Annotated in this window: 24 protein-coding genes and 2 pseudogenes; 11 read left to right on the top strand and 15 right to left on the bottom strand. The window is 72.0% G+C overall.

Features of this window, described 5'->3' with window-relative positions; all coding sequences use genetic code 11:
* Window positions 1-3 precede the first annotated feature (3 nt).
* The 3 genes from tilS to dacB form a co-directional block, all read right to left on the bottom strand.
* Window positions 4-1194 carry a tRNA lysidine(34) synthetase TilS gene (gene tilS / locus ACFY3J_RS25570; RefSeq protein WP_384174944.1) on the bottom strand — a complete coding sequence of 397 codons (1191 nt, stop codon included), beginning with the start codon at window positions 1192-1194 and terminating at the stop codon, window positions 4-6.
* A 212-nt stretch (window positions 1195-1406) separates the two neighbouring features.
* Window positions 1407-2555 carry a zinc-dependent metalloprotease gene (locus tag ACFY3J_RS25565; RefSeq protein ID WP_384174942.1) on the bottom strand — a complete coding sequence of 383 codons (1149 nt, stop codon included), beginning with the start codon at window positions 2553-2555 and terminating at the stop codon, window positions 1407-1409.
* Window positions 2556-2948: 393 nt separating this feature from the next.
* Window positions 2949-4565, bottom strand: coding sequence for a D-alanyl-D-alanine carboxypeptidase/D-alanyl-D-alanine-endopeptidase (gene dacB / locus ACFY3J_RS25560; protein ID WP_390841809.1), 1617 nt, complete (start codon window positions 4563-4565; stop codon window positions 2949-2951).
* 79 nt (window positions 4566-4644) lie between these two features.
* On the opposite strand from dacB, the gene ACFY3J_RS25555 reads away from it, so the two are divergent.
* Window positions 4645-5136 (top strand): inorganic diphosphatase, encoded by a 492-nt coding sequence (locus ACFY3J_RS25555; protein ID WP_141366388.1) that lies wholly within the window; start codon window positions 4645-4647, stop codon window positions 5134-5136.
* A 120-nt stretch (window positions 5137-5256) separates the two neighbouring features.
* A complete protein-coding gene (locus ACFY3J_RS25550; RefSeq protein ID WP_384174937.1) occupies window positions 5257-6996 on the top strand; it encodes a threonine/serine exporter ThrE family protein in 1740 nt (579 codons plus the stop codon).
* Window positions 6997-7019: 23 nt separating this feature from the next.
* On the opposite strand, the gene ACFY3J_RS25545 is transcribed toward ACFY3J_RS25550, so the two are convergent.
* Window positions 7020-7952 (bottom strand): DedA family protein, encoded by a 933-nt coding sequence (locus ACFY3J_RS25545; protein WP_390841808.1) that lies wholly within the window; start codon window positions 7950-7952, stop codon window positions 7020-7022.
* 161 nt (window positions 7953-8113) lie between these two features.
* Between ACFY3J_RS25545 and ACFY3J_RS25540 the strand changes: the two genes are divergently transcribed.
* On the top strand, window positions 8114-8479 hold the full coding sequence (locus tag ACFY3J_RS25540; RefSeq protein WP_141359608.1) for a YbjQ family protein: 366 nt from the start codon (window positions 8114-8116) through the stop codon (window positions 8477-8479).
* A gap of 42 nt (window positions 8480-8521) precedes the next feature.
* Here the strand turns inward: ACFY3J_RS25540 and ACFY3J_RS25535 are convergent, their stop codons facing one another.
* Window positions 8522-9283, bottom strand: coding sequence for a MerR family transcriptional regulator (locus ACFY3J_RS25535; protein WP_384174934.1), 762 nt, complete (start codon window positions 9281-9283; stop codon window positions 8522-8524).
* 109 nt (window positions 9284-9392) lie between these two features.
* Between ACFY3J_RS25535 and ACFY3J_RS25530 the strand changes: the two genes are divergently transcribed.
* Both ACFY3J_RS25530 and ACFY3J_RS25525 read left to right on the top strand, forming a co-directional pair.
* Window positions 9393-10676, top strand: coding sequence for an ion channel protein (locus ACFY3J_RS25530; RefSeq protein WP_384174932.1), 1284 nt, complete (start codon window positions 9393-9395; stop codon window positions 10674-10676).
* Window positions 10677-10796: 120 nt separating this feature from the next.
* A complete protein-coding gene (locus ACFY3J_RS25525) occupies window positions 10797-12209 on the top strand; it encodes a glutamate decarboxylase (protein WP_384174930.1) in 1413 nt (470 codons plus the stop codon).
* 16 nt (window positions 12210-12225) lie between these two features.
* Here ACFY3J_RS25525 and ACFY3J_RS25520 read toward each other — a convergent pair whose 3' ends face one another.
* The 3 genes from ACFY3J_RS25520 to ACFY3J_RS25510 all read right to left on the bottom strand — a co-directional run bounded on the left by ACFY3J_RS25520 (window position 12226) and on the right by ACFY3J_RS25510 (window position 15404).
* Window positions 12226-12867, bottom strand: a complete 642-nt coding sequence (locus ACFY3J_RS25520; RefSeq protein ID WP_384174928.1) for a PadR family transcriptional regulator — start codon at window positions 12865-12867, stop codon at window positions 12226-12228.
* A 96-nt stretch (window positions 12868-12963) separates the two neighbouring features.
* Window positions 12964-14424, bottom strand: coding sequence for an aldehyde dehydrogenase family protein (locus ACFY3J_RS25515; RefSeq protein ID WP_384174926.1), 1461 nt, complete (start codon window positions 14422-14424; stop codon window positions 12964-12966).
* A gap of 155 nt (window positions 14425-14579) precedes the next feature.
* Entirely contained in the window at window positions 14580-15404 is an 825-nt protein-coding gene (locus ACFY3J_RS25510) for a helix-turn-helix domain-containing protein (RefSeq protein ID WP_390841829.1), read from the bottom strand.
* A gap of 355 nt (window positions 15405-15759) precedes the next feature.
* On the opposite strand from ACFY3J_RS25510, the gene ACFY3J_RS25505 reads away from it, so the two are divergent.
* Window positions 15760-16245, top strand: coding sequence for an ATP-binding protein (locus tag ACFY3J_RS25505; RefSeq protein ID WP_384174924.1), 486 nt, complete (start codon window positions 15760-15762; stop codon window positions 16243-16245).
* 93 nt (window positions 16246-16338) lie between these two features.
* Here the strand turns inward: ACFY3J_RS25505 and ACFY3J_RS25500 are convergent, their stop codons facing one another.
* The 6 genes and pseudogenes from ACFY3J_RS25500 to ACFY3J_RS25475 all read right to left on the bottom strand — a co-directional run.
* A complete protein-coding gene (locus ACFY3J_RS25500; protein WP_225076921.1) occupies window positions 16339-16605 on the bottom strand; it encodes a DUF397 domain-containing protein in 267 nt (88 codons plus the stop codon).
* Window positions 16606-16751: 146 nt separating this feature from the next.
* Window positions 16752-17216, bottom strand: coding sequence for an SRPBCC domain-containing protein (locus ACFY3J_RS25495; protein WP_384174922.1), 465 nt, complete (start codon window positions 17214-17216; stop codon window positions 16752-16754).
* A gap of 68 nt (window positions 17217-17284) precedes the next feature.
* Entirely contained in the window at window positions 17285-17632 is a 348-nt protein-coding gene (locus ACFY3J_RS25490; protein ID WP_384174921.1) for an ArsR/SmtB family transcription factor, read from the bottom strand.
* Between the two features lie 28 nt (window positions 17633-17660).
* Window positions 17661-18035 (bottom strand): VOC family protein, encoded by a 375-nt coding sequence (locus ACFY3J_RS25485; RefSeq protein ID WP_376652383.1) that lies wholly within the window; start codon window positions 18033-18035, stop codon window positions 17661-17663.
* 84 nt (window positions 18036-18119) lie between these two features.
* Window positions 18120-18353, bottom strand: a complete 234-nt coding sequence (rpsR, locus tag ACFY3J_RS25480) for a 30S ribosomal protein S18 (RefSeq protein ID WP_384174919.1) — start codon at window positions 18351-18353, stop codon at window positions 18120-18122.
* A gap of 4 nt (window positions 18354-18357) precedes the next feature.
* A pseudogene (locus ACFY3J_RS25475) lies at window positions 18358-18520 on the bottom strand (cobalamin biosynthesis protein CobW); the annotation flags it as partial.
* A gap of 1 nt (window position 18521) precedes the next feature.
* On the opposite strand from ACFY3J_RS25475, the pseudogene rpsN reads away from it, so the two are divergent.
* The 3 genes and pseudogenes from rpsN to ACFY3J_RS25460 form a co-directional block, all read left to right on the top strand.
* Window positions 18522-18740 (top strand): annotated as a pseudogene (gene rpsN, locus ACFY3J_RS25470) (30S ribosomal protein S14); the annotation flags it as partial.
* Window positions 18741-18816: 76 nt separating this feature from the next.
* A complete protein-coding gene (locus tag ACFY3J_RS25465) occupies window positions 18817-19335 on the top strand; it encodes a hypothetical protein (RefSeq protein ID WP_390841807.1) in 519 nt (172 codons plus the stop codon).
* Window positions 19336-19424: 89 nt separating this feature from the next.
* On the top strand, window positions 19425-19964 hold the full coding sequence (locus tag ACFY3J_RS25460; protein WP_384174915.1) for a DUF4232 domain-containing protein: 540 nt from the start codon (window positions 19425-19427) through the stop codon (window positions 19962-19964).
* 10 nt (window positions 19965-19974) lie between these two features.
* On the opposite strand, the gene ACFY3J_RS25455 is transcribed toward ACFY3J_RS25460, so the two are convergent.
* Window positions 19975-21096 carry a DUF2786 domain-containing protein gene (locus ACFY3J_RS25455; protein WP_390841806.1) on the bottom strand — a complete coding sequence of 374 codons (1122 nt, stop codon included), beginning with the start codon at window positions 21094-21096 and terminating at the stop codon, window positions 19975-19977.
* A 125-nt stretch (window positions 21097-21221) separates the two neighbouring features.
* Here ACFY3J_RS25455 and ACFY3J_RS25450 point away from each other — a divergent pair, with 125 nt between their 5' ends.
* Together ACFY3J_RS25450 and ACFY3J_RS25445 are read left to right on the top strand one after the other, a co-directional pair.
* The gene (locus ACFY3J_RS25450) at window positions 21222-21989 is read left to right on the top strand and encodes a Clp protease N-terminal domain-containing protein (protein ID WP_384174911.1); all 768 of its coding nucleotides are present in this window, start codon (window positions 21222-21224) and stop codon (window positions 21987-21989) included.
* Between the two features lie 60 nt (window positions 21990-22049).
* A complete protein-coding gene (locus tag ACFY3J_RS25445) occupies window positions 22050-23744 on the top strand; it encodes a bifunctional 3'-5' exonuclease/DNA polymerase (protein WP_390841805.1) in 1695 nt (564 codons plus the stop codon).
* Window positions 23745-23844 lie beyond the last annotated feature (100 nt).

The raw sequence follows: 23844 nt of genomic DNA, 5'->3' as shown, positions 1-23844 counted from the left end.
GATTCAGCCTTGCCGAATCACCAGTCTGCCACCCTGCCGCTGGGCGACGACCCTGCCGGGCAGGTTGATGGCCTTCTGACCGCGCCAACCGGTGATCAGCCGGTCGACTTCCTCGATGTGCCGGGCGAACAGCGAACCGGCCGGAGCGCCTGCGTCGATGGCGGCACGGCGCAGGATGCGGCGGCGTACGGCGGGGGGCAGGGCGTACAGCTTGGCGCACTCCAGGCGGCCGGCGTCGTCGCGGACGGTGGCCTCGGCCTGGCCGGCCCAGGCGTCGAGGGCGTCGGCGTCGTCGCGGGAGAGCTGGGCGGTGCGCGCGAGGGCCTCCACGACGCCCTTGCCGAGGGCCTTCTCCAGGGCCGGGAGGCCCTCGTGGCGCAGCCGGGAGCGGGTGTAGGCCGGGTCGGTGTTGTGCGGGTCGTCCCAGACGGGCAGGGACTGGACCATGCAGCCCTTGCGGGCGGTCTGCCGGTCGATGTGCAGGAAGGGGCGGCGGTAACGGCCGCCGGCCCCCGAGACCGCGGCCATTCCCGACAGGGAGCGGATGCCGGAGCCGCGGGCGAGGCCGAGGAGCACCGTCTCGGCCTGGTCGTCGCGGGTGTGGCCGAGCAGGACGGCGTGGGCACCGTGGCGTTCGGCGGCGGCGTCGAGGGCGGCGTAGCGGGCGGCGCGGGCGGCGGCTTCGGGCCCGCCCTCGCGGCCGACGGTGACGGCGACGGCCTCGACCGGGTCCAGGCCCAGCGCGCGCAGCCGCTGGGCGACCTCCTCGGCGCGCAGGTCGGAACCGGCCTGCAGGCCGTGGTCGACGGTGACGCCGCCGGCCCGGATGCCGAGTTTGGGGGCCTCGAAGGCGAGGGCGGAGGCGAGCGCCATGGAGTCGGCGCCGCCGGAGCAGGCCACGAGCACGAGCGGCGACGGCGGACGCTCGTGGGGGGCCGGTGTGTCCTGTGCGGCGGCAGGCGAGGCCGATGCGGCCTGCGGGGCCGGCGAGCCGTGGGAGGCCTGCGGGGCGGGCGCCCGGGCCGGGCCCGGCGTCGAAGCCCCGTGCGGGGGCTGCCCGGGGAAGTGCGCGGGCAGGGGGTCCGGCCGGGCGGGCGCCGGCGCGGGGTGGGACGAGAGCTGTTCGTCGAGGATGTCGTGGAGGACGCGGCGTACCGCCAGGCGTATCGCCGCGACCGCAGGATGGGGACCCATGTCCGGTTCCCTTCACGGAGTCTTCGGGGGGTGAGCCCGATATCGGTCACTCAGAGTGCGTCGATGGTGACAGAAACAGGCCGTTCCCCGAGCATTGCACGCCTACGCATGGCTCACGGTCCCTCGGACGAGTGATTGAAGTGGCGTTCTCCTGCCGTAGGCCGGATTCAGCGGCGCGTTTTCCCGGCCCTCGCGCTCCCTCGCACTCGTGGTCACGGTTCGGCCCTGCGGTGCACCCGGGCGATCCAGTCCGCCGGCTTGGAGATCTCCGCCTTGGTGGGGAGGGTGTTGGGGGAGGTCCACACCCGGTTGAAGCCGTCCATGCCGACCTGTTCGACGACCGCGCGTACGAAGCGCTCGCCGTCGCGGTACTGCCGCAGCTTGGCGTCCAGGCCGAGCAGCTTGCGCAGGGCCATGTCCAGGCGGGAGGCGCCCCTGGCGCGGCGCTGCTGGAACTTCTCGCGGATCTCCGCCACGGTCGGTACGACGTCCGGGCCGACGCCGTCCATCACGTAGTCGGCGTGGCCCTCCAGGAGGGACATCACGGCGGTGAGGCGGCCGAGGATCTCGCGCTGGGCCGGGGTCTGGACCATCTCGACCAGGGAGTGGCCGCCGTCGTCCTCCTCGCCCTCGGGTCGGCCGCCGGCCAGCGACTGGGCGGCCTCGCGGATGCGCTCCAGGAGCGCCATGGGGTCGACGTCCGTCTCCGCGAGGAAGGACTGGATCTCGCCCTCGAGGTGGTCGCGCAGCCAGGGCACGGCGGTGAACTGCGTGCGGTGCGTCTCCTCGTGCAGGCACACCCACAGGCGGAAGTCGTGCGGGTCGACGTCGAGTTCACGCTCGACGTGGACGATGTTGGGGGCGACGAGCAGCAGCCGGCCGCCGCCACCGGGCGAGTCGGGGGGCCCGCCGGCCGGCAGGTCGCGGGTGGCGGGGGCGAAGGTCTCGTACTGGCCGAGGACGCGGGAGGCGAGGAAGGACAGCAGCAGCCCGAGTTCCACGCCGGTGACCTTGCCGCCGACGGCGCCGAGGACCGCGCCACCGGGGGTGCTGCCGCGCCGCTCCTGCATCTTGTCCAGGAGCGGTTTGAGGATCTCGCGGAACCCGGCGACGTTCGCCCGCACCCAGCCGGGGCGGTCGACCACGAGTACGGGGGTGTCGTGGGCCTCGTGGGTGCCCAGGCGGGTGAACCCGCGGACGTGTCCCTCGGACACCTTGGCGTGCCGGCGCAGTTCCGCGACGACGTCCCGGGCCTCGTCCCGGCTCACCTCGGGACCCGGCCGTACCAGCCGGGTCGCGGTCGCGACCGCGAGATTCCAGTCGACCATCCCGGGAGTTGCAGCACCACCGATGCTCGTCATGTGTCAACGGTACGTGAGCACTGCCGCTGGGGGCAGGCCGTGGCGCTGGGTTGGGGGGCCCTTTGTGTTCCGGCCGTGGTCCTGGTCACGCCGAGTCGCTTCCGGCCCATTCGGGACTGCCGAGCCTGACTCACGGCGGGTACGGGGGCGGCCGGACGGGCTCTGAACGGGCTGAGCCAGATGCGGTGTGGCCGTGGCAGAGGACCAGCGCGGCCCGTCCGGCCCCACCGACGCCCGTGCCGCGGGGCCCCGCGGCACGGCCTGCAGAACGCGGGAACGCGGCGGCAACCGGACGGGCTCCGGCGCAGACGCCGCGGGTTCCGTGGGTCCGTGCGCGGCAGGGGGCGTCGCGGGTGCGGCCGGGGCGGACGGGGCGGGAGCGGCCGTGGGGGGTCAGTCGCAGGCGCAGGTGGCCAGGGTCGTGACCGCGTGGTCCAGGGCCGACTGGGCTGCTTCCGGGCCGGTGGTGTTCTCGGCGAGGAAGGCGAAGGCCAGCAGGTGGCCGTTGCGGGCGACGACCGTGCCCGCGAGGGTGTTGACGCCCGTCAGGGTGCCCGTCTTCGCCCGTACGAGCCCGGCCGCGCCATCCGCGTAGCGGCTGGTCAAGGTGCCGGTGAAGCCGGCGACCGGGAGGCCGGTGAGGACCGGGCGGAGACCGGGGTCGGCCGGATCGGCCGCCTTGGCCAGCAGGGCCGTGAGCAGGTCCGCGGTGAGGCGGTCGGCGCGGTTGAGCCCGCTGCCGTCGTGGAAGTCGGCGCCCGTCAGGGGCAGGCCGAGTTTCCTCAGCTGGGCGGCGATCGCGGCGGCGCCCCCGTCGAAGTCCGCCCGCCCGCCCGTCGCGGCGGCCGTCTGGCGGGCCAGGGCCTCGGCGATGTCGTTGTCGCTGTTGGTGAGCATCCGTTCGACCAGGCTCGACAGCGGGGGCGAGGAGACGGTGGCCAGGGTCTCCGCGCGACCGGACGCCTTGGCCGGACCGGCGACCGTGGTCCGGATGCCGTGGCCGGACAGCAGGTCGGCGAAGGCGCGGGCGGCGTCCGCCGCCGGGTCGGCCACGCGCGGGGCCGGGCCGCTGGTCGAGCCGTCGGTGCGGGCCTCGTCGGTCATCAGGGCGCTGACCGGGGCGAGGTTGTCGTTCACGCCGATGGGGTGCAGGAGGGGACCGGCGTAGAGGGTGGTGTCGTACGAGAGCGTCACCTCGGTCACGCCGCGCTTGCTCAGCGCGGTCGCCGTGTCGGCGGCGAGGGTGCGCAGGCTCGCCAGGTTCCCGGCGTCCCTGCGGGCGGTGAGTGTGGGGTCGCCGCCCCCGATCAGGACGAGCTTCCCGGTGCCGGGCTCCAGGGCGGCGCGGGTGGTGAGCCGGTGGTCGGAGCCGAGGGCGGACAGCGCGGCGACGGCGGTGGCGATCTTGGTGGTGGAGGCGGGGACGAGCGGGTCGCCGGCGCCCTGGCCGTAGAGCCGCTCGCCGCTGGTGACGTCGACGACGGCCGCGGCGTGGCGGGTGCCGAGGGCGGAGTCTCCCAGCAGCGGGTCCAGGGCGGCCGCGACGGCCGAGGCGTCCGACGCGGGCCGCACCGGGTCGCCGGAGCCGCCGAGACCCACGAGCACCGGCACGGCGCTGGGCGCGGGCTTCGCCCCGCCGTCGGACACAGACCTGGACGCGTCGGACGTACGGGACGGATCCGGCATACCGGTCCGGCGGCCGTGATCTGCGCCACCCGTGCGCCCCAGTGCCGCGGCCCGGTCCCGCTCGGCCGTACGCTGACCGGTGGAGTCCCAGGGCCCGGCGGCGGTCACCACACCGGCCGCGAGTGCCAGCCCGGCCGTGGCGGCACCCGCGGTGTACTGCCAGGTCTTCGGCTTCGCGAGCCGCGACCCGGCGGCCCCCGTGAGTCGCACGACCCGCGGTTTCACGGCCCGCGCGGCCCGTACGAGCCGCGGCCGTGCGGCCCATGCGAGACGGGCCAGGCGCGGTCTCGCGGCCCGCCAGGCTCTCAGCTCCGGCACGACCACCAGCCCCTTTCGCGATCACACACCTGCGTGAGGGACACTTAATCACCAGAACTATGTGCTGATCATGGAGGAGCCACCGGTGGAGTTCGACGTCACGATCGAGATCCCGAAGGGTTCGCGGAACAAGTACGAGGTGGACCACGAGACCGGTCGTATCCGCCTGGACCGTCGACTCTTCACCTCGACCAGCTACCCGGCCGACTACGGCTTCGTCGAGAACACTCTCGGCGAGGACGGCGACCCGCTGGACGCGCTGGTCATCCTGGACGAGCCGACCTTCCCCGGCTGCCTCATCAAGTGCCGCGCGATCGGCATGTTCCGGATGACCGACGAGGCCGGCGGCGACGACAAGCTGCTGTGCGTGCCGGCGTCCGACCCGCGGGTGGAGCACCTCCGGGACATCCACCACGTGTCGGAGTTCGACCGCCTGGAGATCCAGCACTTCTTCGAGGTCTACAAGGACCTGGAGCCCGGCAAGTCCGTCGAGGGCGCCGACTGGGTGGGCCGCACCGACGCCGAGGCGGAGATCGAGCGTTCCATCAAGCGTTTCCAGGAGCACGGCGGTCACTGAGCCCCGCGCGTCCCACCGGCCGCACCATCCCCACGGGGGCGGTGCGGCCGTTCGCGTACCTGTACGTCCGTCTGCGCATACTGAGGCTGACGGAAGGTTTCGTTCAGGGAGCATTACTCAGTGACGGACGCGGAGGACCGCAAGCCGCAGCCGGACGAGGCGCGGAGTGCGTTCAGGGTTCCCGCCGGGCCCTCGGTGACCCAGGCGACCCAGGTGATTCCGGTCGTACCGGCGGCCGACGGGGAGTCGTCCACGACATCCGAGTTCGCCGTGCCCGAGGGGCTGACGGCGCTCAGGACGGGGACCGAGTCGGAGACCACGTCCGAGTTCGCCGTGCCGGACGGGCTCGACGTCACGCCGCAGCCGGCCGTGGAGCCGGAGGGGTCCGCCTTCAGCACGCCGCGGACCTACAGCGCCCGCCAGGCCCCGCCCGCCTTCACCCCGGCGAGCGGCATCCCGGCGGTCAACCTGCACAAGGACGTGCCCTGGCAGGACCGGATGCGCACCATGCTGCGCATGTCGGTGGCCGACCGGCCCGCGCCCGAACCGGTGCAGAAGGCGGAGGAGGAAGGTCCCGCCGTCCCGCGTGTGCTCGACCTGACCCTGCGTATCGGTGAGCTGCTGCTCGCGGGCGGTGAGGGCGCCGAGGACGTGGAGGCGGCGATGTTCGCGGTCTGCCGCTCCTACGGCCTGGACCGCTGCGAGCCGACCGTCACCTTCACCCTGCTGTCGATCTCCCACCAGCCGTCCCTGGTGGACGACCCCGTGACGGCGTCGAGGACGGTACGCCGCCGGGGCACCGACTACACGCGCCTGGCGGCCGTCTTCCGGCTCGTCGACGACCTCAGCGACCCGGAGACCCACCTCTCCCTGGAGGAGGCCTACCGGCGGCTGGCGGAGATCCGCCGCAACCGGCACCCCTACCCCGGCTGGGCGCTGACCGCGGCCGCCGGTCTGCTGGCGGGCACGGCCTCCGTCCTGGTCGGCGGCGACCTGATCGTCTTCGTGGCCGCGGCGCTCGGCGCGATGCTCGGCGACCGGCTCGCGTGGCTGTGCGCGGGGCGCGGGCTGCCGGAGTTCTACCAGTTCACGGTCGCCGCGATGCCGCCGGCCGCCCTCGGCGTCGCGCTCACCGTGGCGCATGTCGACGTGAAGGCGTCCGCCGTCATCACCGGTGGACTGTTCGCGCTGCTGCCGGGGCGTGCGCTGGTGGCGGGCGTGCAGGACGGGCTGACCGGCTTCTACATCACCGCCTCCGCGCGCCTGCTGGAGGTCATGTACTTCTTCGTCGGCATCGTCACAGGCGTCCTGCTGGTCCTGTACTTCGGTGTGAAGCTGGGCGCCGCGCTCGATCCGGACGCCGCGCTCGCCATGAGCCGGCGGCCGGTGCTCCAGATCGTCGCCGCGATGCTGCTGTCGCTGACCTTCGCCGTGCTGTTGCAGCAGGAGCGGTCCACCGTGCTGCTGGTGACGCTCAACGGCGGTGTCGCGTGGTCGGTGTACGGCGCCATGCACGATGTCGGCAACATCTCCCCGGTCGCGTCCACGGCCGTGGCGGCGGGCCTGGTGGGCCTGTTCGGGCAGTTGCTGTCCCGCTACCGGTTCGCCTCCGCGCTGCCGTACACGACCGCCGCGATCGGGCCGCTGCTACCGGGTTCGGCGACGTACTTCGGTCTGCTGTCGATCGCGCAGAACCACGTCGACAAGGGACTGGTGTCGCTGGCGAAGGCGGTGTCGCTCGCCATGGCCATCGCGATCGGGGTGAACCTCGGCTCGGAGATCTCCCGGCTGTTCCTCAAGGTGCCGGGCGCCGCCTCGGCCGCGGGGCGCCGGGCCGCGAAGCGGACCCGCGGGTTCTGACCCGCGGATCCGGTCGGCGCGCTCTACGGGGCGCGGTAGTAGCCGCCGTTGTCCGGATACTGCGGGTTCTGGTCGTAGTCGCCCTGCTGCTCGCCGTAGGGCTGCTGCGGGTAGGGCTGCTGCTGCGGGTACGGCTGCGCGTACTGCTGGCCGTAGCCGTACTGCTGCTGCTCCTGCGGGGCGTGGTCCTGGTTGCCGTACTGGTGCGGCGGCTCGATGCGGCGCAGGCGGGTCGTGGCGTCGTCCATGACCGGCTGCTGGAACTGCTGCGGGTGCTGCTGCTGGTACGGGGCGGCGGGCTGCTGGACGTGGGCGGCCGGCTCCTCGGGGGCGTTCTTCGCCTTGGAGCGGGCGCGCAGGAACTCGATGATGATCGGGACCACCGAGACGAGGACGATCAGGATGAGGATCGCCTCGATGTTGTCCTTGACGAAGCCGATGTTGCCCAGCCAGGAGCCGAGGAGCGTCACACCGGCACCCCACAGCACACCGCCGATGATGTTGAAGACCAGGAACGAGCGGTACCGCATGCCGCTGACGCCCGCGATGATCGGCGTGAACGTGCGCACGATGGGCACGAAGCGAGCCAGGACCAGGGACTTCGGGCCGTACTTCTCGAAGAACTCGTGCGCCTTGGTGACGTTCTCCTGCTTGAACAGGCGGGAGTCGGGCCGGTTGAAGAGCGACGGCCCGACCTTCTTGCCGAACATGTAGCCCGCCTGGTCGCCCAGGATCGCGGCGAGGCAGATCAGGCCGACGGCACCCCACAGCGGGAAGTCCAGCTGCTTGGACGTGATCAGCAGACCGCAGGTGAACAGCAGCGAGTCACCCGGCAGGAAGAAGCCGATGAGCAGCCCCGACTCGGCGAAGACGATGAGGAGCAGGCCCCAGATGCCGAACGAGTTGAGCAGGTAGTTCGGATCCAGCCAGCTCGGGCCGAGGGCAAGCGTCGTCACGGTTCCGGGCTCCTGAGGGGGATGGGGTGTACGGCGTCGTGGTGTCGAGGCGGGGCCTCGTGCGGTGCCGCACAAAGCTACCAACGCAAGGTATACGCCCAAGGTTCCACGAGTGCCCGGGGGATGGCGCCGCGCGGTCCGCTCACGCCAAGCTGTGCGCCATGAACATCGATGAATACGGCGGCGGCCAGGAGCCCCAGCCGGACGTGCTGGTCGTGACGACGAACGACGTACCCGGCCACCGGGTGGAGAAGGTCATCGGCGAGGTCTTCGGGCTGACCGTCCGCTCCCGGCACCTGGGCAGCCAGATCGGGGCGGGTCTGAAGTCGATGATCGGCGGTGAGCTCAAGGGGCTCACCAAGACGCTGGTGCAGACCCGCAACCAGGCCATGGAGCGGCTCGTCGAGCAGGCACGCGCACGGGGCGCCAACGCGGTGCTGGCCTTCCGCTTCGACGTGACCGAGGCGGCGGACGTCGGCACGGAGGTGTGCGCCTACGGCACGGCCGTGGTCCTGGCCCGGGAGTGACCGGCGGGGGCCCGGGTGCCGGGACCCGGGCCCCCCGGGCTCCTACGCGGTATGCCGCTCGGCGTTGGCGAGGATCGCCTCACGCAGGTACGCGGCCAGGCCCGGCCGGATCTTCTCGTAGGTCGCGGTGAAGCGCGGGTCGGCGACGTACATCTGCGCCAGACAGGTGTGCATCTCGTGCCCGCAGTCGTAGTAGCTGCCGGAGATGAACCGGCGGTGTTCCTCGGCCATGTCCATGGCGGCCTCGGAGCCGGCCGGCGTGCCCGCGTCGAGCAGCGCCGCCATGCGCCGGTGGATCGCGTCCTGCTCCTCGGTGAGCCGCTTCCAGTCCTCCTTGGTGTACGAGGCGGTACGGCGCTGGGACTGCCGGTAGGCCTCGGTGTCGCCCCAGCGCTGCCGGACCTCGTCGGCGTACCGCTCGGGGTCGTGGTCGCCGAAGACCTCGAACCGCTCCTCCGGCGTGAGATCGATGCCCATCCTGCGTGCCTCCATGGCCTTCTCCACGGCCGCGGCCATCTTCTTCAGCTTCTCGATCCGGGCGGTCAGCAACTCGTGCCGGCGGCGCAGGTGCGCGCCGGGGTCCGCCTCCGGGTCGTCGAGCAGGGCCGCGACCTCCTCGAGCGGGAAGCCGAGCTCCCGGTAGAACAGGATCTGCTGCAACCGGTCGAGATCCGCGTCGCCGTAGCGCCGGTGGCCCGCGTGGCTGCGCTCGCCCGGGACGAGCAGGCCGATGTCGTCGTAGTGGTGCAGGGTGCGCACCGTCACTCCGGCGAATCCGGCGACCTGTCCCACGGAGTAGCTCACTTCCGCTCCTTTCTCGGTACGCGGTCCACGGTGGCTCCTCACGCCACGTGAGGTGCAAGCGTGTTTCGCTCCGGATGTTGTGTCGCTTTCGTCCGCTTATCGTGAGCCCGTGGCCCAGGACACCGCACAGCAGGCACCGACCGCCCCGGCGACCCCGGCCCGCGCCCTGCTGCCGCTGCTCCTGCCCGCGCTGGCCGTCGGGGTCGCCTCCAGTCTGCTGTTCCTGCTGGTGAGCGGGCTGGCGGAGCAGTTACAGGGGGTTTTGTGGGAGAGCCTGCCCGATGCCCTGGGCATCGGGCGCTACTCGGTGGTGTGGATGCTGGTCGTGCTCACCACGACCGGCGTCCTGGTGGGGTTCGTGGTGTGGAGGGCGCCGGGGCACGCGGGCCCGGACCCGGCGACGCTGGGCCTGACGGCCTCCCCGGTGGCGCCGGGCGTGCTGCCGGGGCTGCTGGTGGCCGCCATGCTGATGCTGGCCGGCGGGCCGAGCCTCGGCCCCGAGAACCCCATCATCATGGCGAACGCGGCCCTGGCGTTCGCGCTGGGCCGCAGGCTGCTGCCCCGGCTGCCGGGCCCGCTGTGGCCGGCGCTGGCGGAGGCGGCGACGATCGGCGCCCTGTTCGGCACCCCGGTGGCCGCCGCGCTCGTCATCTCCGAGGCACTGGCCGGGCGGCCGATGAAGGGGGCACTGTGGGACAGCCTCTTCGCGCCGCTGGCCGCCGGGACCGCGGGCGCCATGACGACCGCGCTGGTCTCCCGCCCCACCTTCGACCTGGGCCTTCCTCCCCTCGGCCGGCCGCACGGGAGCGACCTCCTGGCCGCGCTGGTGATCGCCTCCGCCACCGCGCTGCTCGGCCTGCTCGCCGTGTACGCCTTCCCGTACGTCCACCGTGCCTTCTCCCGGCTCGGGCACCCGATGCTGACACTTCCCGCCGGTGGGCTCGTACTCGGCCTGCTGGCGGTGCTGGGCGGTCCCCTCACGCTCTTCAAGGGGCTGTCGGAGGTCGCGGAACTGACCCGCGACCCCGGCGCCTGGACGGCGGGGCAGTTCGCGACCATGGCCGTGGTGAAGCTGGCCGCGCTGCTCGTCGCCGCGTCCTGCGGGTTCCGCGGCGGGCGGATCTTCCCGTCCGTGTTCGTCGGCGCCGCGTTCGGGCTGACCGCGCACGCCCTCGTGCCCGCGGTGCCCGAGTCGCTCGGCGTGGCGGCGGGCGTACTGGGCATGCTCCTGGCCGTCACCCGGCAGGGCTGGGTGAGCCTGTTCACGGCCGCGGTCCTCGTGTCCTCGCCGACCGTCCTCACCCTGCTGTGCGCCGCCTCGCTGCCGGCCTGGCTGCTGGTGACCGGCAGGCCGCTGATGCAGCTCGGGAAGGACGGCAGGGCGGTCCGCTGACCGGGCCCCGCGCCCCGGTTCCGCGGACCTTCCGCACGACTACTCCTCCGACTCCCCCGACTCCCCCACTCCCGGCCCCTCGAACCCATCGATCGCGTCGATCCAGTAGGAGACAGCCACATGCCGCTGCACCAAGGTCACGAGAAGCCCGACGAGCGCCCCCTGTCCGTCAACCCCTTCTACGGGGAGGCGAATCCGGCCGTCGAGATGGCCGAGGCGCCGCCCAAGCACCGGCTCGCCGACGCGCCCCTGCCGCCCTCGACGGCATACCAGCTCGTGCACGACGAGCTGATGCTGGACGGCAACTCCCGGCTGAACCTGGCCACGTTCGTCACGACCTGGATGGAGCCGCAGGCCGGTGTCCTGATGAACGAGTGCCGCGACAAGAACATGATCGACAAGGACGAGTACCCGCGCACCGCCGAACTGGAGCGGCGCTGCGTGGCGATGCTCGCCGACCTGTGGAACGCGCCGGACCCCTCGGCCGCCGTGGGCTGTTCGACGACCGGGTCGAGCGAGGCGTGCATGCTCGCCGGGATGGCGCTCAAGCGGCGCTGGGCGCAGCGCAACGCCGACCGCTACCCCGGCCGGGACGCGCGCCCGAACCTCGTCATGGGCGTCAACGTCCAGGTGTGCTGGGAGAAGTTCTGCAACTTCTGGGAGGTCGAGGCACGCCAGATCCCGATGGACGGCGACCGTTACCACCTCGACCCGCGGGCCGCCGCCGAGCTGTGCGACGAGAACACCATCGGGGTCGTCGGCATCCTGGGCTCCACCTTCGACGGCTCCTACGAGCCGATCGCCGACCTGTGCGCGGCCCTGGACGCCCTCCAGGAGCGCACGGGGCTGGACATCCCGGTGCACGTCGACGGCGCCTCGGGCGGCATGATCGCGCCCTTCCTCGACAAGGACCTGGTCTGGGACTTCCGGCTCCCGAGGGTGGCCTCGATCAACACCTCGGGGCACAAGTACGGGCTGGTGTACCCGGGCGTCGGCTGGGCACTGTGGCGGGACCAGGAGGCTCTCCCCGAGGAGCTGGTCTTCCGGGTCAACTACCTGGGCGGTGACATGCCGACCTTCGCGCTGAACTTCTCCCGGCCCGGCGCGCAGGTGGTCGCCCAGTACTACTCGTTCCTGCGGCTGGGCCGCGAGGGCTACCGGCTGGTGCAGCAGAGCACCCGGGACGTGGCCCGCCACCTCGCCGAACGGATCGAGGCGCTCGGCGACTTCCGGCTGCTGACCCGCGGCGACCAGTTGCCGGTGTTCGCCTTCACCACGGCGCCGGAGGTGCAGGCCTTCGACGTGTTCGACGTCTCTCGGCGGCTGCGCGAGAACGGCTGGCTGGTGCCCGCGTACACCTTCCCGCCGAACCGGCAGGACCTGTCCGTCCTGCGCGTGGTCTGCCGCAACGGGTTCTCGGCGGACCTCGCCGAGCTGTTCCTGGAGGACCTCGGACGCCTGCTGCCCGAACTGCGCCGCCAGCCGCACCCGCTGATCCGGGACAAGAACGCGGCCACCGGATTCCACCACTAGGAGGTGCCGTGCGGGATCAGCGGTCGTCCTCCGGGTGGCGCTCGCCCGTCGCGTACGGGTTCCGCTCGCCCTCGGACAGGACGCCGACGAACGGCTCGCCCTCGCCGGCGAAGGTGTAGGCGCCGCGTTCCAGGCGGCCGATCAGTCCCCGGGTCCACGCGGCGTCGGAGTCGGCCGTGTGGACCCACAGGTTCATGATCTCGCCGATGTGGCCGAGCTGTTCGGGTCCGTCCTCGGGAACGTAGTGCTCGGTGACGGACGTCCGCCACTGCTCGATCCGCCGGATCCGCTCCTGGAGCAGGGCGATCGCCTCGTCCCTGGGCAGGTCCACGAGGAAACCGATGGCCGCGGACTGGACGTCCGCCTTCTGGCCGTAGGAGACCAGGGCCTCCCGCAGCAGCCGGAAGTACTCCTCGGTGCCGGCGTCGGTGATCTCGTACTCCGTGCGGGGCGGGCCGCCGGCCGTGGACGGGGCGGTCTCGTGGGCGTGCAGCAGTCCTTGCCCGGCCATCTGCTTCAGGGCGTGGTAGATCGAGCCGGGCTTGGCGTTGGACCACTCGTGCGCGCCCCAGTACTCCAGGTCGCCGCGCACCTGGTAGCCGTGGGCCCGCCCGTGCTGGCGGACGGCGCCCAGCACAAGGAGACGGATCGCTGACATGCGCTCCAGGTTAGAGCCAGGCCTCTCGTTTGGATCAGGCCGGGATCGCGGGCCCTGGCACCGCTCCCTGATCCGGCCTGATCCGAACGGAAGACCCTAGAACGGGAACCCGCTCCGGCCGTGCTGTACCGAGATCCACTTGAGCGTGGTGAAGGCGTCCAGGGTCGTCTCGCCGTTCAGCCGGCCGATGCCGGAGTGCTTCTCGCCGCCGAAGGGGACGAGCGGCTCGTCGTGGACGGTGCCGTCGTTCACGTGGAACATGCCGGTGTCGATCCGCTTGGCGAAGGCCACACCCCGCTCGACGTCCGCGGTGTGGACGGCGCCGCTGAGGCCGTACGGGGTGTCGTTGACGATCCGGACCGCCTCCTCCTCGCCGTCGAACGGGATGACGAAGGCGACCGGGCCGAAGACCTCCTGCCGGAGCAGGGAGGAGTCGGCGGGCAGGTCCGTCAGGACCGACGGCTCGACGAGGTTGTCGGTGGTGGTGCCGCGCAGCAGGGCCGTGGCCCCCTCGGCGATCGCCTGCTCGACGGCGCCCGACACCGCGTTCGCCTGGGTGGAGTTGATCACCGGGCCGATGACGGTCTCCGGGTCCCGCGGGTCGCCGACCTTCAGCGACCTCACCTTGGCGACGAACTTCGCGGTGAACTCCTCGGCGACCGAGCGGTCCACCATGATCCGGTTCGCGGCCATGCAGACCTGGCCCTGGTGGACGTACCGGCTGAAGACGGCCGCGTCGACCGCGTAGTCGAGGTCGGCGTCGTCCAGGACCACGACCGCGCTGTTGCCGCCGAGTTCCAGGACCGAGCGCTTGAAGTGGGAGGCGCAGACGGTGGCGACGTGCCGCCCGACCTTGTCGGAGCCGGTGAAGGAGATGACCTTGGGGACGGGGTGCTCGATGAACGCGTCGCCGATCTCGGCGATGTCCGTGATGACGACGTTGAGCAGACCGCCCGGCAGACCCGCGTCCTCGAAGATCTTCGCGACCAGGGAGCCGCCGGTGACCGGGGTGTTCTGATGCGGCTTGAGCACCACGCCGTTGCCGAGGGCGAGCGCCGGGGCGACCGACTTCAGGGACAGCAGGAAGGGGAAGTTGAAGGGGCTGATGACGCCCACGACACCGACCGGCACCCGGTAGACGCGGTTCTCCTTGCCGTCGACCGGGGACGGCAGGATCTTGCCCTCGGGGCGCAACGCCAGGTGGATCGACTCGCGCAGGAACTCCTTGGCGAGGTGCAGCTCGAAAGCGGCCTTCAGACGGGTGCCGCCGAGCTCGGCGATGATCACGTCGGTGATCTCCGGCTCCCGCTCCTCGACCAGCCGCAGCGCCTTCTCGAAGACGGTCCGGCGGGCGTAGGTGTTGGTCGCGGCCCACTCCTTCTGGGCGCGGGCGGCCGCGCGGTAGGCCTGATCCACCTCGTCGACCGTGGCTATGGTGATCGAGGCCAGTTTCTCCCCGTCGTACGGGTCGAAGTCGATGATGTCCCAGGAGCCGGTCCCGGGGCGCCACTCGCCGTCGATGTACTGCTGGGCCAGGTCGGTGAAGTAGGACGACATGTGCTCCCTCGATCCCCTGCTGTCGAGACGGTCGAAGCAGTCGGAGCCCGATCAACCCCCGATCACTTCTTCACGGTCTGATCACACGTCATCGTACTTGCGACCGAACGGAGTTGGGGGTCCCCTACAGGTTTCCGAGGGGTTTTCCAGAGGCCCTAGGTGAGCTGGAGCAGCCCGCGCAGCAGGTCGCGGCTCTCGTCCGGACCGGGTCCGTCGTGCTGGATTTCCTCCAGCGTCCTCTCGTACTGGGCGACGTCCTCGGGCTTGTCCAGGTAGAGGGCGCTGGTGAGCTGCTCCAGGTAGACCACGTCCGACAGGTCGGACTCGGGGAAGCTGAGGATGGTGAAGGCGCCGGACTCGCCGGCGTGCCCGCCGAAGCTGAACGGCATGACCTGAAGCCGTACGTTGGGGCGCTCGGAGATCTCGATCAGGTGCTGCAACTGCCCGCGCATCACGTCGCGGTCGCCGTAGGGGCGACGCAGGGCGGCCTCGTCGAGGACGATACGGAGGTCGGGAGCGTTCTCCGAGACGAGGTGCTTCTGCCGCTCCATGCGCAGCGCCACCCGCCGCTCCACGTCCGCCTCGCTCGCGCCCTGCATACCGCGCCGGACCACCGCCCGCGCGTACGCCTCGGTCTGCAGCAGCCCGTGCACGAACTGCACCTCGTAGACGCGGATCAGTGACGCAGCGCCCTCCAGTCCCACGTAGGTGGGGAACCAGCTGGGCAGGACGTCGGAGTAACTGCGCCACCAGCCCGCGACGTTGGCTTCCTTGGCGAGGGAGAGCAGCGAGGTGCGCTCGACCTCGTCCGTGATGCCGTACAGGGTCAACAGGTCTTCCACGTCTCGGGTCTTGAAGCTCACCCGGCCCAACTCCATCCGGCTGATCTTCGATTCCGAGGCGCGGATCGAGTACCCGGCCGCCTCGCGCGTGATCCCCCGCGCTTCGCGCAGTCGCCTGAGTTGCGAGCCGAGCAGCATGCGCCGCACCACCGATCCGGGCTCTCCCGCGCTCACGTTCGCCAGCCTCCCCAACCGTCTTCAAGGCCCGCAGTCTGCCACTAATTCACTCCGAGCTGTACTCGCGTGATTACGGAAACGGAAAGAGATCAAGGAATCCGCACGGCGGCAGCCGGGCAGGAGACCGGCGGATGACAAAGAAGATGGCGGAAAAAATGGCCAGTAAGCGGTACGGGGAGGTCCAATTCGGTCGCGTGCACGTGCATCTGCCCTTGCATCTGCTGTGCGCATCCGAAACCATGGTCTTGCGCCACCGCTGCATCGCAACGACCGCGGATTACCGGGAGTGCCTCGCATGGGGACGAATGGATCGACCATGCTCGAGCCGTTACGGCAGGGCCTTCCCCCGCTGGATCCCGCGGCCGTGTCCAGCGCCGCCTCCTGCGCACTGCCCGCCCGCTACGAAGCGGTGCGTGAGGCAAGACAGTTCACCTGCACGACGCTCGACCGGTGGGAGCTGGGCGACCGGTTCGACGACGTCTGCCTGGTCGTCTCCGAGCTGGTCACCAACGCCCTGCGGCACGGCCTGCCGGTGCCCCCGGCGTCGCCGGCGCACTCGTGCGACCACGACTCGCCCGTGCGGCTGCACCTGCTGCGGTGGACCGGGCGACTGGTGTGCGCGGTGCGCGACCCAAGCCGGGAGAGCCCGGTCGCCCGTGAGACGGACGACTTCTCGGCGGAGTCGGGCCGCGGCCTCTTCCTCGTCGACTCGTTCAGTGACAGCTGGGGCTGGCACCCGCTGACCGGCACCCTGGACGGCAAGGTGGTCTGGGCGCTCTTCCGGTTTCCACCCGCCGAATAACGAACCGGGCCTTCTTCGACGCCACGGTTCTACGCGCGTCACCGCGTGTCGCGCACCGATCGCCCCGAGTCGCTCACCCGCTTCGAGGGCACGTCAGCCCGCTATCAGGTGGTCGAACTCCCCGTCCTTGACGCCCAGCAGCATCGCCTCGATCTCCGCACGCGTGTAGACGAGCGCGGGACCTTCGGGGAAGCGGGAGTTGCGCACCGCCACGTCCCCGCCCGGCAGTCGCGCGAACTCCACGCAGGAGCCCTGCGAGTTGCTGTGCCGGCTCTTCTGCCAGGCCACCCCGCGCAGCCGTGCGGCCGCCATGCCGTTGTACACGTCGCCCCCGTACCCGCCCTCAACGTCGTGGTCCACAGGTCGCTCCCCGGTGGTGCACTGGCTGGTGTGGCCATTGATGCATCGGTCAACTGATCGGGATCATAGCCCTGTTCACATGCAGATGCGCGAGCAGATGCACGTGCACGGGGAGTGGTTCAGCGATTACAGTCCTGACGTCCGCCTCACCCGAGCCGGTCGAGCGTCTGCCCCAGAACGCGCAGGACATGCGAGCGCCAGCCCCCGTCCATGATCTTCCGCGCCATCATCTGTGCCGGGTCGTCCGGATCGAATCCGTCGTGCACTAGGAAGAGACGCGTACCGCGGCCTTCCTGTTCCAACGTCCATGTGAGCGTCCAGTCCGCGGGATTGGCCGGATCGGCGTCCCTCCAGCGGACGGACAGCATCCGCTCGGTGTCGTAGGCGAGAACCTCCACGTCGACGACGCCGGAGAACTTGGAGTTGGGCCGTGGGACGGAGGTCATCCGGTAGCGGTGGCCGACCCGGAGGCGGAAGTCCGCTGCACCCGGCATCTGCCACTGCGCGAGCAGCGAGGGCTCGGTGAGGGCCCGCCAGACCTTGGTCGGGGGGTGCGGATAGAACTGGTCGACGCGGATCGCGGTGAGGGCGTCGTCGGGGTCGGTGCTCATGTGCGGTCGTGCCCGTGTGGTCGTCGTGGGGGTCGGTGCCCCGGTGCGGTCACCGCAAGGATCGGGGCTCAGCTGCGGTCGTCGTCGGGCATACGGTCCAGCAGCGCGCCGAGTTCCTTCATCCGGCCGCGCCAGAACCGCTCGTACGGGTGGAGCCAGTCCTGCACCTCGGCCAGCGGGGCCGCATCCAGGCGGTAGATGCGCTGCCGTCCGGAGCGCTGTTCGGAGACGAGGCCGGCCTCCCGGAGCACCTTGAGGTGTTCCGAGAGGCTGGGGCGGCGCATTTCGAAGCGGTCGGCCAGGTCCTGGACGGGCTGGGGCCCCTCCTCGCGCAGCAGCCGCAGCACCTCGCGGCGGGTGGCGTTGGCGAGCGCGGCGAAGACGCGGTCCTCCGCGGCGGTACCCGTCCCCTTCATACGGAGCTCGTCCCGTTCATGGCGGCGGTCAGAAACCTTCCTTCTCGGTCAGCAGCATCAGACCGTTGCCGTCGGGGTCCGTGAAGGAGGCCATGCGGCCCCAGGGCAGCTCGTCCGGGCCCTGCACGGAGACCCCCGCCTGCGCGAGCCGCGCGCAGGCGGCGTCGACATCGGTCGTGACCAACATGATCCCCCGCGCCGATCCGGGCTCGAAACCCCCCATCCCCGGCCCGGAGAGCGTGAAGACCGTCTGCGCGCCGGCGGGTGCCACCTGGAGCCAGCGCCCCTGGGGCATGTCCCGGTCGGCGACGGTCTCGAAACCGAGGACGTCCGTGTAGAAGCGCAGCGCGCGGTCCTGGTCGCCGACGGGGAGGGTGACGAAGGAGGCGTGAGTGATGTTCATGCGAACGAGATTAGGTAGGAGATTCCCTACATGTCAACCGTAGGGAATCTCCTACCTATTTCCCCGGGTGCGCCGCCGGCCGGGTCAGCGGCCGGAGTACGGCAGCAGCGCCATCTCCCGCGCGTTCTTGATCGCCCGCGCCAGCAGCCGCTGCTGCTGGGCCGCGACCCGGGTGACCCGGCGGCTGCGGATCTTGCCGCGGTCGGAGATGAACCTGCGCAGCAGATCGGTGTCCTTGTAGTCGATGTACGAGATCCCGGCCTGCTCCAACGGGTTGGGGCGGGCCTTCGCGGGCCTGCGGTCGCTCTTGCGGGGCATCGGGTCAGACCTCCAGGAGGGTGTCGAAGGCGGACGCCAGGCCCCTCCAGGCCTCGCGCCCGGCGGCATACTCGGCGTCCGTCAGCAGGCAGGTCCAGCAGCCGTTCGAGGCCGTCGCGGTCGAGGCCGGGGGACGTGAAGACGAGGTGCTGGCAGCGGTCGCCGTGCATCATCCGCAGGTCGTCCTCGACGCCGGGCGAACGGCTCGCCGCCGAGCGGGAGTTGCGCGGGCAGCCGCGGGACGCGAGCGCCACGCGCGTGCGCAATCGCGACCAGATCGACGGCCGGCCGCGCGGCTACCTGCGCACCTTCGGCCTGTCCCGGGTGAGCCTGCGGGAGCAGGCCCACGCCGGGCATCTGCCCGGGGTCCGGAAGGCCTCCTGGTAAGCGCCCGGTCCTGGTAGCTTGCTGCGGTCGTACCGGCCGCCGGGCGGCCGGCCGGCCAGAGCTTGGGGGCTTTCCGATGACTGCGGCGACCAGGGCGGCCAACGCGGCGGCAACGGGGGCGAGCGCGGCGACGCGGATCGCGGCCGTGGCCCTGCTCGGAGCGCTCGCCCTCACCGGGTGCGACAGCGGCGGCTCCGGTGCCACGGACAAAGCCTCCGCCACCTCCGACGCGAGCGTGACCGCGACCGGCGATGACGGCGGCGGCGCGGGCGGTCCGACCGCCAAGGGGGACGGCGTGGAGGGAAGTTGGCTCGCCACCACCGGCGGCAAGGCCGTGGTCCTGATCGTCACCGGCAAGCGGGCCGCGCTCTTCTCGACCGACCGGACGATCTGCACCGGGACGGCGGTCGAGGAGGGCGCGAGGCATGTGATCCGCCTCGACGCGTGCAAGGCCCGTACGACCGGCACGGTGGACTCCGTCAACAAGACCACGCTCCGCGTTACCTGGGAGGGTGGTCTCGGCACGGAGACGTACACCCGGTCGACGGGCGGGGCGCTACCGTCGGGCCTGCCGACGGCGAGCCTGGGCTCCTGACGCGCGGGGTCGATCGCGGAGCGGGCAACCGCGCCGCCCGCTCGTGCGTGATGATCCTCGGGCATCGTCACGATCCAAGGGACCAGTTCATGCGCGCCATTCCGATTCCGATCACCGTCACCGCCCTCGCCGCGGCCCTCCTGCTCACCGCCTGCGACAGCGGCGGCAGCGGCACCGGCTCCGGCACCGGGGACAAGAACACCGGCGGCACGGCTTGCCGGATCACCCAGGTCGGGGTTCAGGTCGGTCCGGCCAACGCCGCGCCCGCCGCCGGGGACACGGGCAATGTGCCCGTCACCGTCACCAACCGGGGTGCGCGGTGCACCCTTGAGGGCTTCCCGGGCGTCACCCTGTCCGCCGGCAACGTCACGGCGGCCGTCCCGCAGGACAAGTCCGGCAAGCCGGAGAAGCTCACTCTCGCCAAGGACGACATGGCGTCCTTCACTCTCACCTACGTGCGGGGCAAGGAGAACGACGCCAAGAGCCTCGCGGTGACGTCACTGAAGCTCAGCCTGCCCGGAGCGTCCGACAGCCAGGACTTCCCGTGGTCCTACGGCCCGGTCCAGGGCAGGAAGAACGTGGGCGACCCGGACGCGTCGGTGACGGCCCTGCAGCAGGCCGGCGACTGACCGACGCCGTTCACGCGGGTGGCGCGGCGCGTCGGCCGAGTGGCGGGCGGGACTTCACCTGAGCCCGGTCCGCCGCCCGGGCTCCCTCCGTCCACCCCGCCGTGTCGCTCACCCCGCGCAGGCGGGTGGTGGTCGTCTCCGGGAACAAGCGGTCCACGCGGTCGGTGACCGCGACGTCCCGGCTCGCCAGGACGGGCAGCAGGTCCGCGGTCACCTGGGTCTCGGCGGCGGCCGCGAGGCGGGCGCCGACGCGGTGGGCGTAGGCGGCGAGGAAGGACTGCCGGAAGGTCTTGGTCCGCTTGCGCCCGCCCGCTCGCTGGGCGGCCTCCGCCCTGGTCATCGCCGTCGTGGCCTGGACCAGCAGGGACGCGTAGAGCAGTTCGACCGCCTCCAGGTCGGCCTCGAAGCCGACGACGGTGGAGAATCCGAGGGCCTCGTTCCACACGGCGCGGCAGTGGTTCGCGGTGGCCACGGCGTCCAGCAGCACGGCCTTGGCCTGTTCGTACGGCGGCTCGACACCGATCCGGCAGGCGCCGGGAGCGTCGGGCGACGGGGCACGGGCGGCGAGCAGCGCCTCGTCGACACTGTGCCGTGCCATCAGCTCCTGTGCCTTGGCGCTCAGCGCCTCCGCCTCCTCCGGATACCCGGTCGCCTCCGCCTTGGCGAGCAGCGCCCGGATCCGGGTGAGCATGCGGGACTCGGTCCGGGGCGCGGGCGCGGGCTCGTCCAGAGGTTCGAGCCCGGGGAGCCGCAGCAGCAGGCGGTAGAGCTCCAGGACGGCGGTGGCATGCGAGAAACGGTCGGCGCGGGGCGGTTCCCCGGGCGGCAGTCCGTCGATCTGGGCGGCCCAGCGCGGGCCGCGCGGCCGGTCGCCGGCCGCCTGCGTGCGGACGAGCGCCGCGAGCAGCCGCACATGGACCTCGTCGAGCTCCCGCCGCACGATCCGGGCGACATCGGCGGGCTGCCAGCCTCGCTGCCACGCTGTCGCCACGAACTCCCGCCCGCGCCCGACGAGTTCGGCGTCCGCCCCGGGGTCGGCCGCCAGCAGGGAGGCGCCGGTGTCGAGGGCGTCGCCGGAGGGCGCGTACAGGGCGGCCCGGAAGGCCCGGTCGACGGTGCTGGACGTACTCACCGCTCGATCGTGCCATGAGGCGCGCGCAACTCTGTCCACACCCTGTGGACAAACCCGCCGCGGAGCCTCCCTTAGAGTGTCAACTTCGGGTTGACACCCCAAGAAGCGCAACCTACGGTTGACACATGACGAACCCCACCATCAGGTCGAGCGTCCGTCTGGACGACCTCATCTCGGCCATCAAGAAGGTCCACCAGGAACCCCTCGAACAGCTCCAGGACGCCGTACTCGCCGGCGAGCACCTCGGCGAGGTGGCGGACCACCTCATCGGGCACTTCGTCGACCAGGCCCGCCGTTCCGGTGCCTCCTGGACCGACATCGGCAGGAGCATGGGCGTCACCCGGCAGGCCGCGCAGAAGCGGTTCGTGCCCAAGGAGTCGGCCGACCTGGACCCCAGCCAGGGCTTCAGCCGCTACACGCCCCGCGCCCGCAAGGTGGTCATGACCGCCCACGAGGAGGCCAAGGCCGCCGGGAGCGCCGAGGGAACGCCCGCGCACCTGGTCCTCGGGCTGCTCTCCGAACCGGAGGCCATGGCCGCGCAGGCCATCGAGGCCCAGGGCGTCACCCTGGACGCCGCCCGCGAGGCCGCGACCGCCGCCCTGCCGCCCGCGTCCGCCGACGCTCCCGAGCTGGTCCCGTACGGCTCGGCCGCCAAGAAGGCCCTGGAACTCACCTTCCGCGAGGCCCTGCGCCTCGGCCACAACTACATCGGCACCGAGCACATCCTGCTGGCCCTGCTGGAGCTGGAGAACGGCGAGGGCGTCCTCAGCGGCCTCGGCCTGGACAAGACGCGCACCGAGGAGTACGTCGCGGCGGCCTTGGCGGAGCTGGTGAAGGAGCGCGCCCGGCAGGACGAGGACCAGGAGCCCCACGACGGCGGACAGGACGGCTGACCGCCCTCCCGAGCAGCGGGCCGGAGCCCGTTGTCAGACCCGCCTGCGACACTCGCCGACATGACCGACCGGTGGGCTCTGGCACCGGCCGAGGACGGCGGCGCCGAGGTCGCCCCCCTCGGCCGGGACGGCCTCCCCGCCGGTCCGGTGCACCGTGCCGCCGACCTCGCGGAGGCGGTCCGCGGCAGACCGGACGTCACACGATGGGTGTGGCGGTCCACCGCCGAGGTCTATCCACGCCTGCTCGCCGCGGGCGTGCGGGTGGAGCGGTGCTACGACATCGAGGACGCCGAGACGCTCCTCCTCGGCCACGAGGGGCGCCACGGCGAGCCCCGCTCGGCCGCCGCCGCCCTGGCCAGGCTGCGCGGCGGCCCCGTACCGCCGGACCCGCCGCACCGGTCCGCCGAACCCGGCGCGCAGTCCTCGCTCTTCGAGCCGCAGGGCGTGCGCCTGCCGCTGGCGGACCTGATCACGGTCTACGCCGAGCAACAGCGGCGGCACGAGCGAGCGGAGCATCCCGACCGCATGCGCCTGCTGACCGCCGCCGAGTCGGCGGGCACGCTGGTGGCGGCCGAGATGAACCGCGCGGGCCTGCCCTGGCGCGCGGACGTGCACCGCGAGGTGCTGCACGAACTGCTCGGCGAGCGGTACGCGGGCGGCGGCGAGCCCCGCCGCCTGGCCGAACTCGCGGACGAGGTGTCCGCAGCCTTCGGCCACCGGGTGCGGCCGGATCTGCCCGCCGACGTGGTCAAGGCATTCGCCCGAGCCGGGATCAGGGTGAAGTCCACCCGCCGCTGGGAGCTCCGGTCAGTCGACCACCCGGCCGTCGAGCCGCTGCTGGAGTACAAGAGGCTGTACCGGATCTGGGTCGCCCACGGCTGGTCCTGGCTCCAGGACTGGGTGCGGGAGGGGCGGTTCAGGCCGGAGTTCCTCGCCGGCGGCACGGTCACCGGCCGCTGGGTGACCAACGGCGGGGGCGCGCTTCAGATCCCCAAGGTCATCCGCCGGGCCGTGGTGGCCGACCCCGGCTGGCGGCTGGTCGTGGCCGACGCCGCCCAGATGGAGCCGCGGGTGCTGGCGGCGATCTCCCGCGACCCGGGGCTGATGGAGGTGGCGGGCCGGGACGCCGACCTCTACCAGTCGGTGTCCGACCGGGCCTTCTCCGGCGACCGCGCCCAGGCGAAACTCGCCGTGCTCGGCGCGGTCTACGGGCAGACCTCCGGCGACGGCCTGAAGAACCTCGCCGCCCTCAGACGCCGCTTCCCCAAGGCGGTGGCGTACGTCGACGAGGCCGCGCGGGCGGGCGAGGAGGGCCGGCTCGTACGGACCTGGCTGGGCCGCACGTGCCCCCCGGCCGCCGGGACGACCGAGGACGCGAACGGGGAGGCGGGCCTTCCGCAGGACGACCCGGCCTCCGCGCCACCCGCCGACCAGGGCTGGATGCCGGGGTACGCCTCCACCAACTCCCGTGCCCGAGGCCGATTCGCCCGCAACTTCGTCGTGCAGGGCAGCGCCGCGGACTGGGCCCTGCTGCTGCTCGCGGCCCTGCGCCGCACCTGCCGGGACATGGCGGCCGAGCTGGTCTTCTTCCAACACGACGAGGTGATCGTGCACTGCCCGCGGGAGGAGGCGGACACGGTCGTCGAGGCGATCCGGCAGGCCGCGGAGGTGGCGGGACGGCTGACGTTCGGCGAGACCCCGGTGCGGTTTCCGTTCACGACGGCGGTGGTGGAGTGCTACGCCGACGCGAAGTGAGCGCGGGGACGGGACGTGAACCGGGCGGGACGTGAGCCTGGGGCCCGGCACGGGACCGAATCCCGTACAGATCCAGCAAGCGGCCCGAACACCGTAGGGC

The sequence above is a fragment of the Streptomyces sp. NPDC001231 genome, from assembly GCF_042896885.1.
Lineage (GTDB): Bacteria > Actinomycetota > Actinomycetes > Streptomycetales > Streptomycetaceae > Streptomyces.
This window is presented reverse-complemented; position numbering and strand designations above follow the sequence as displayed.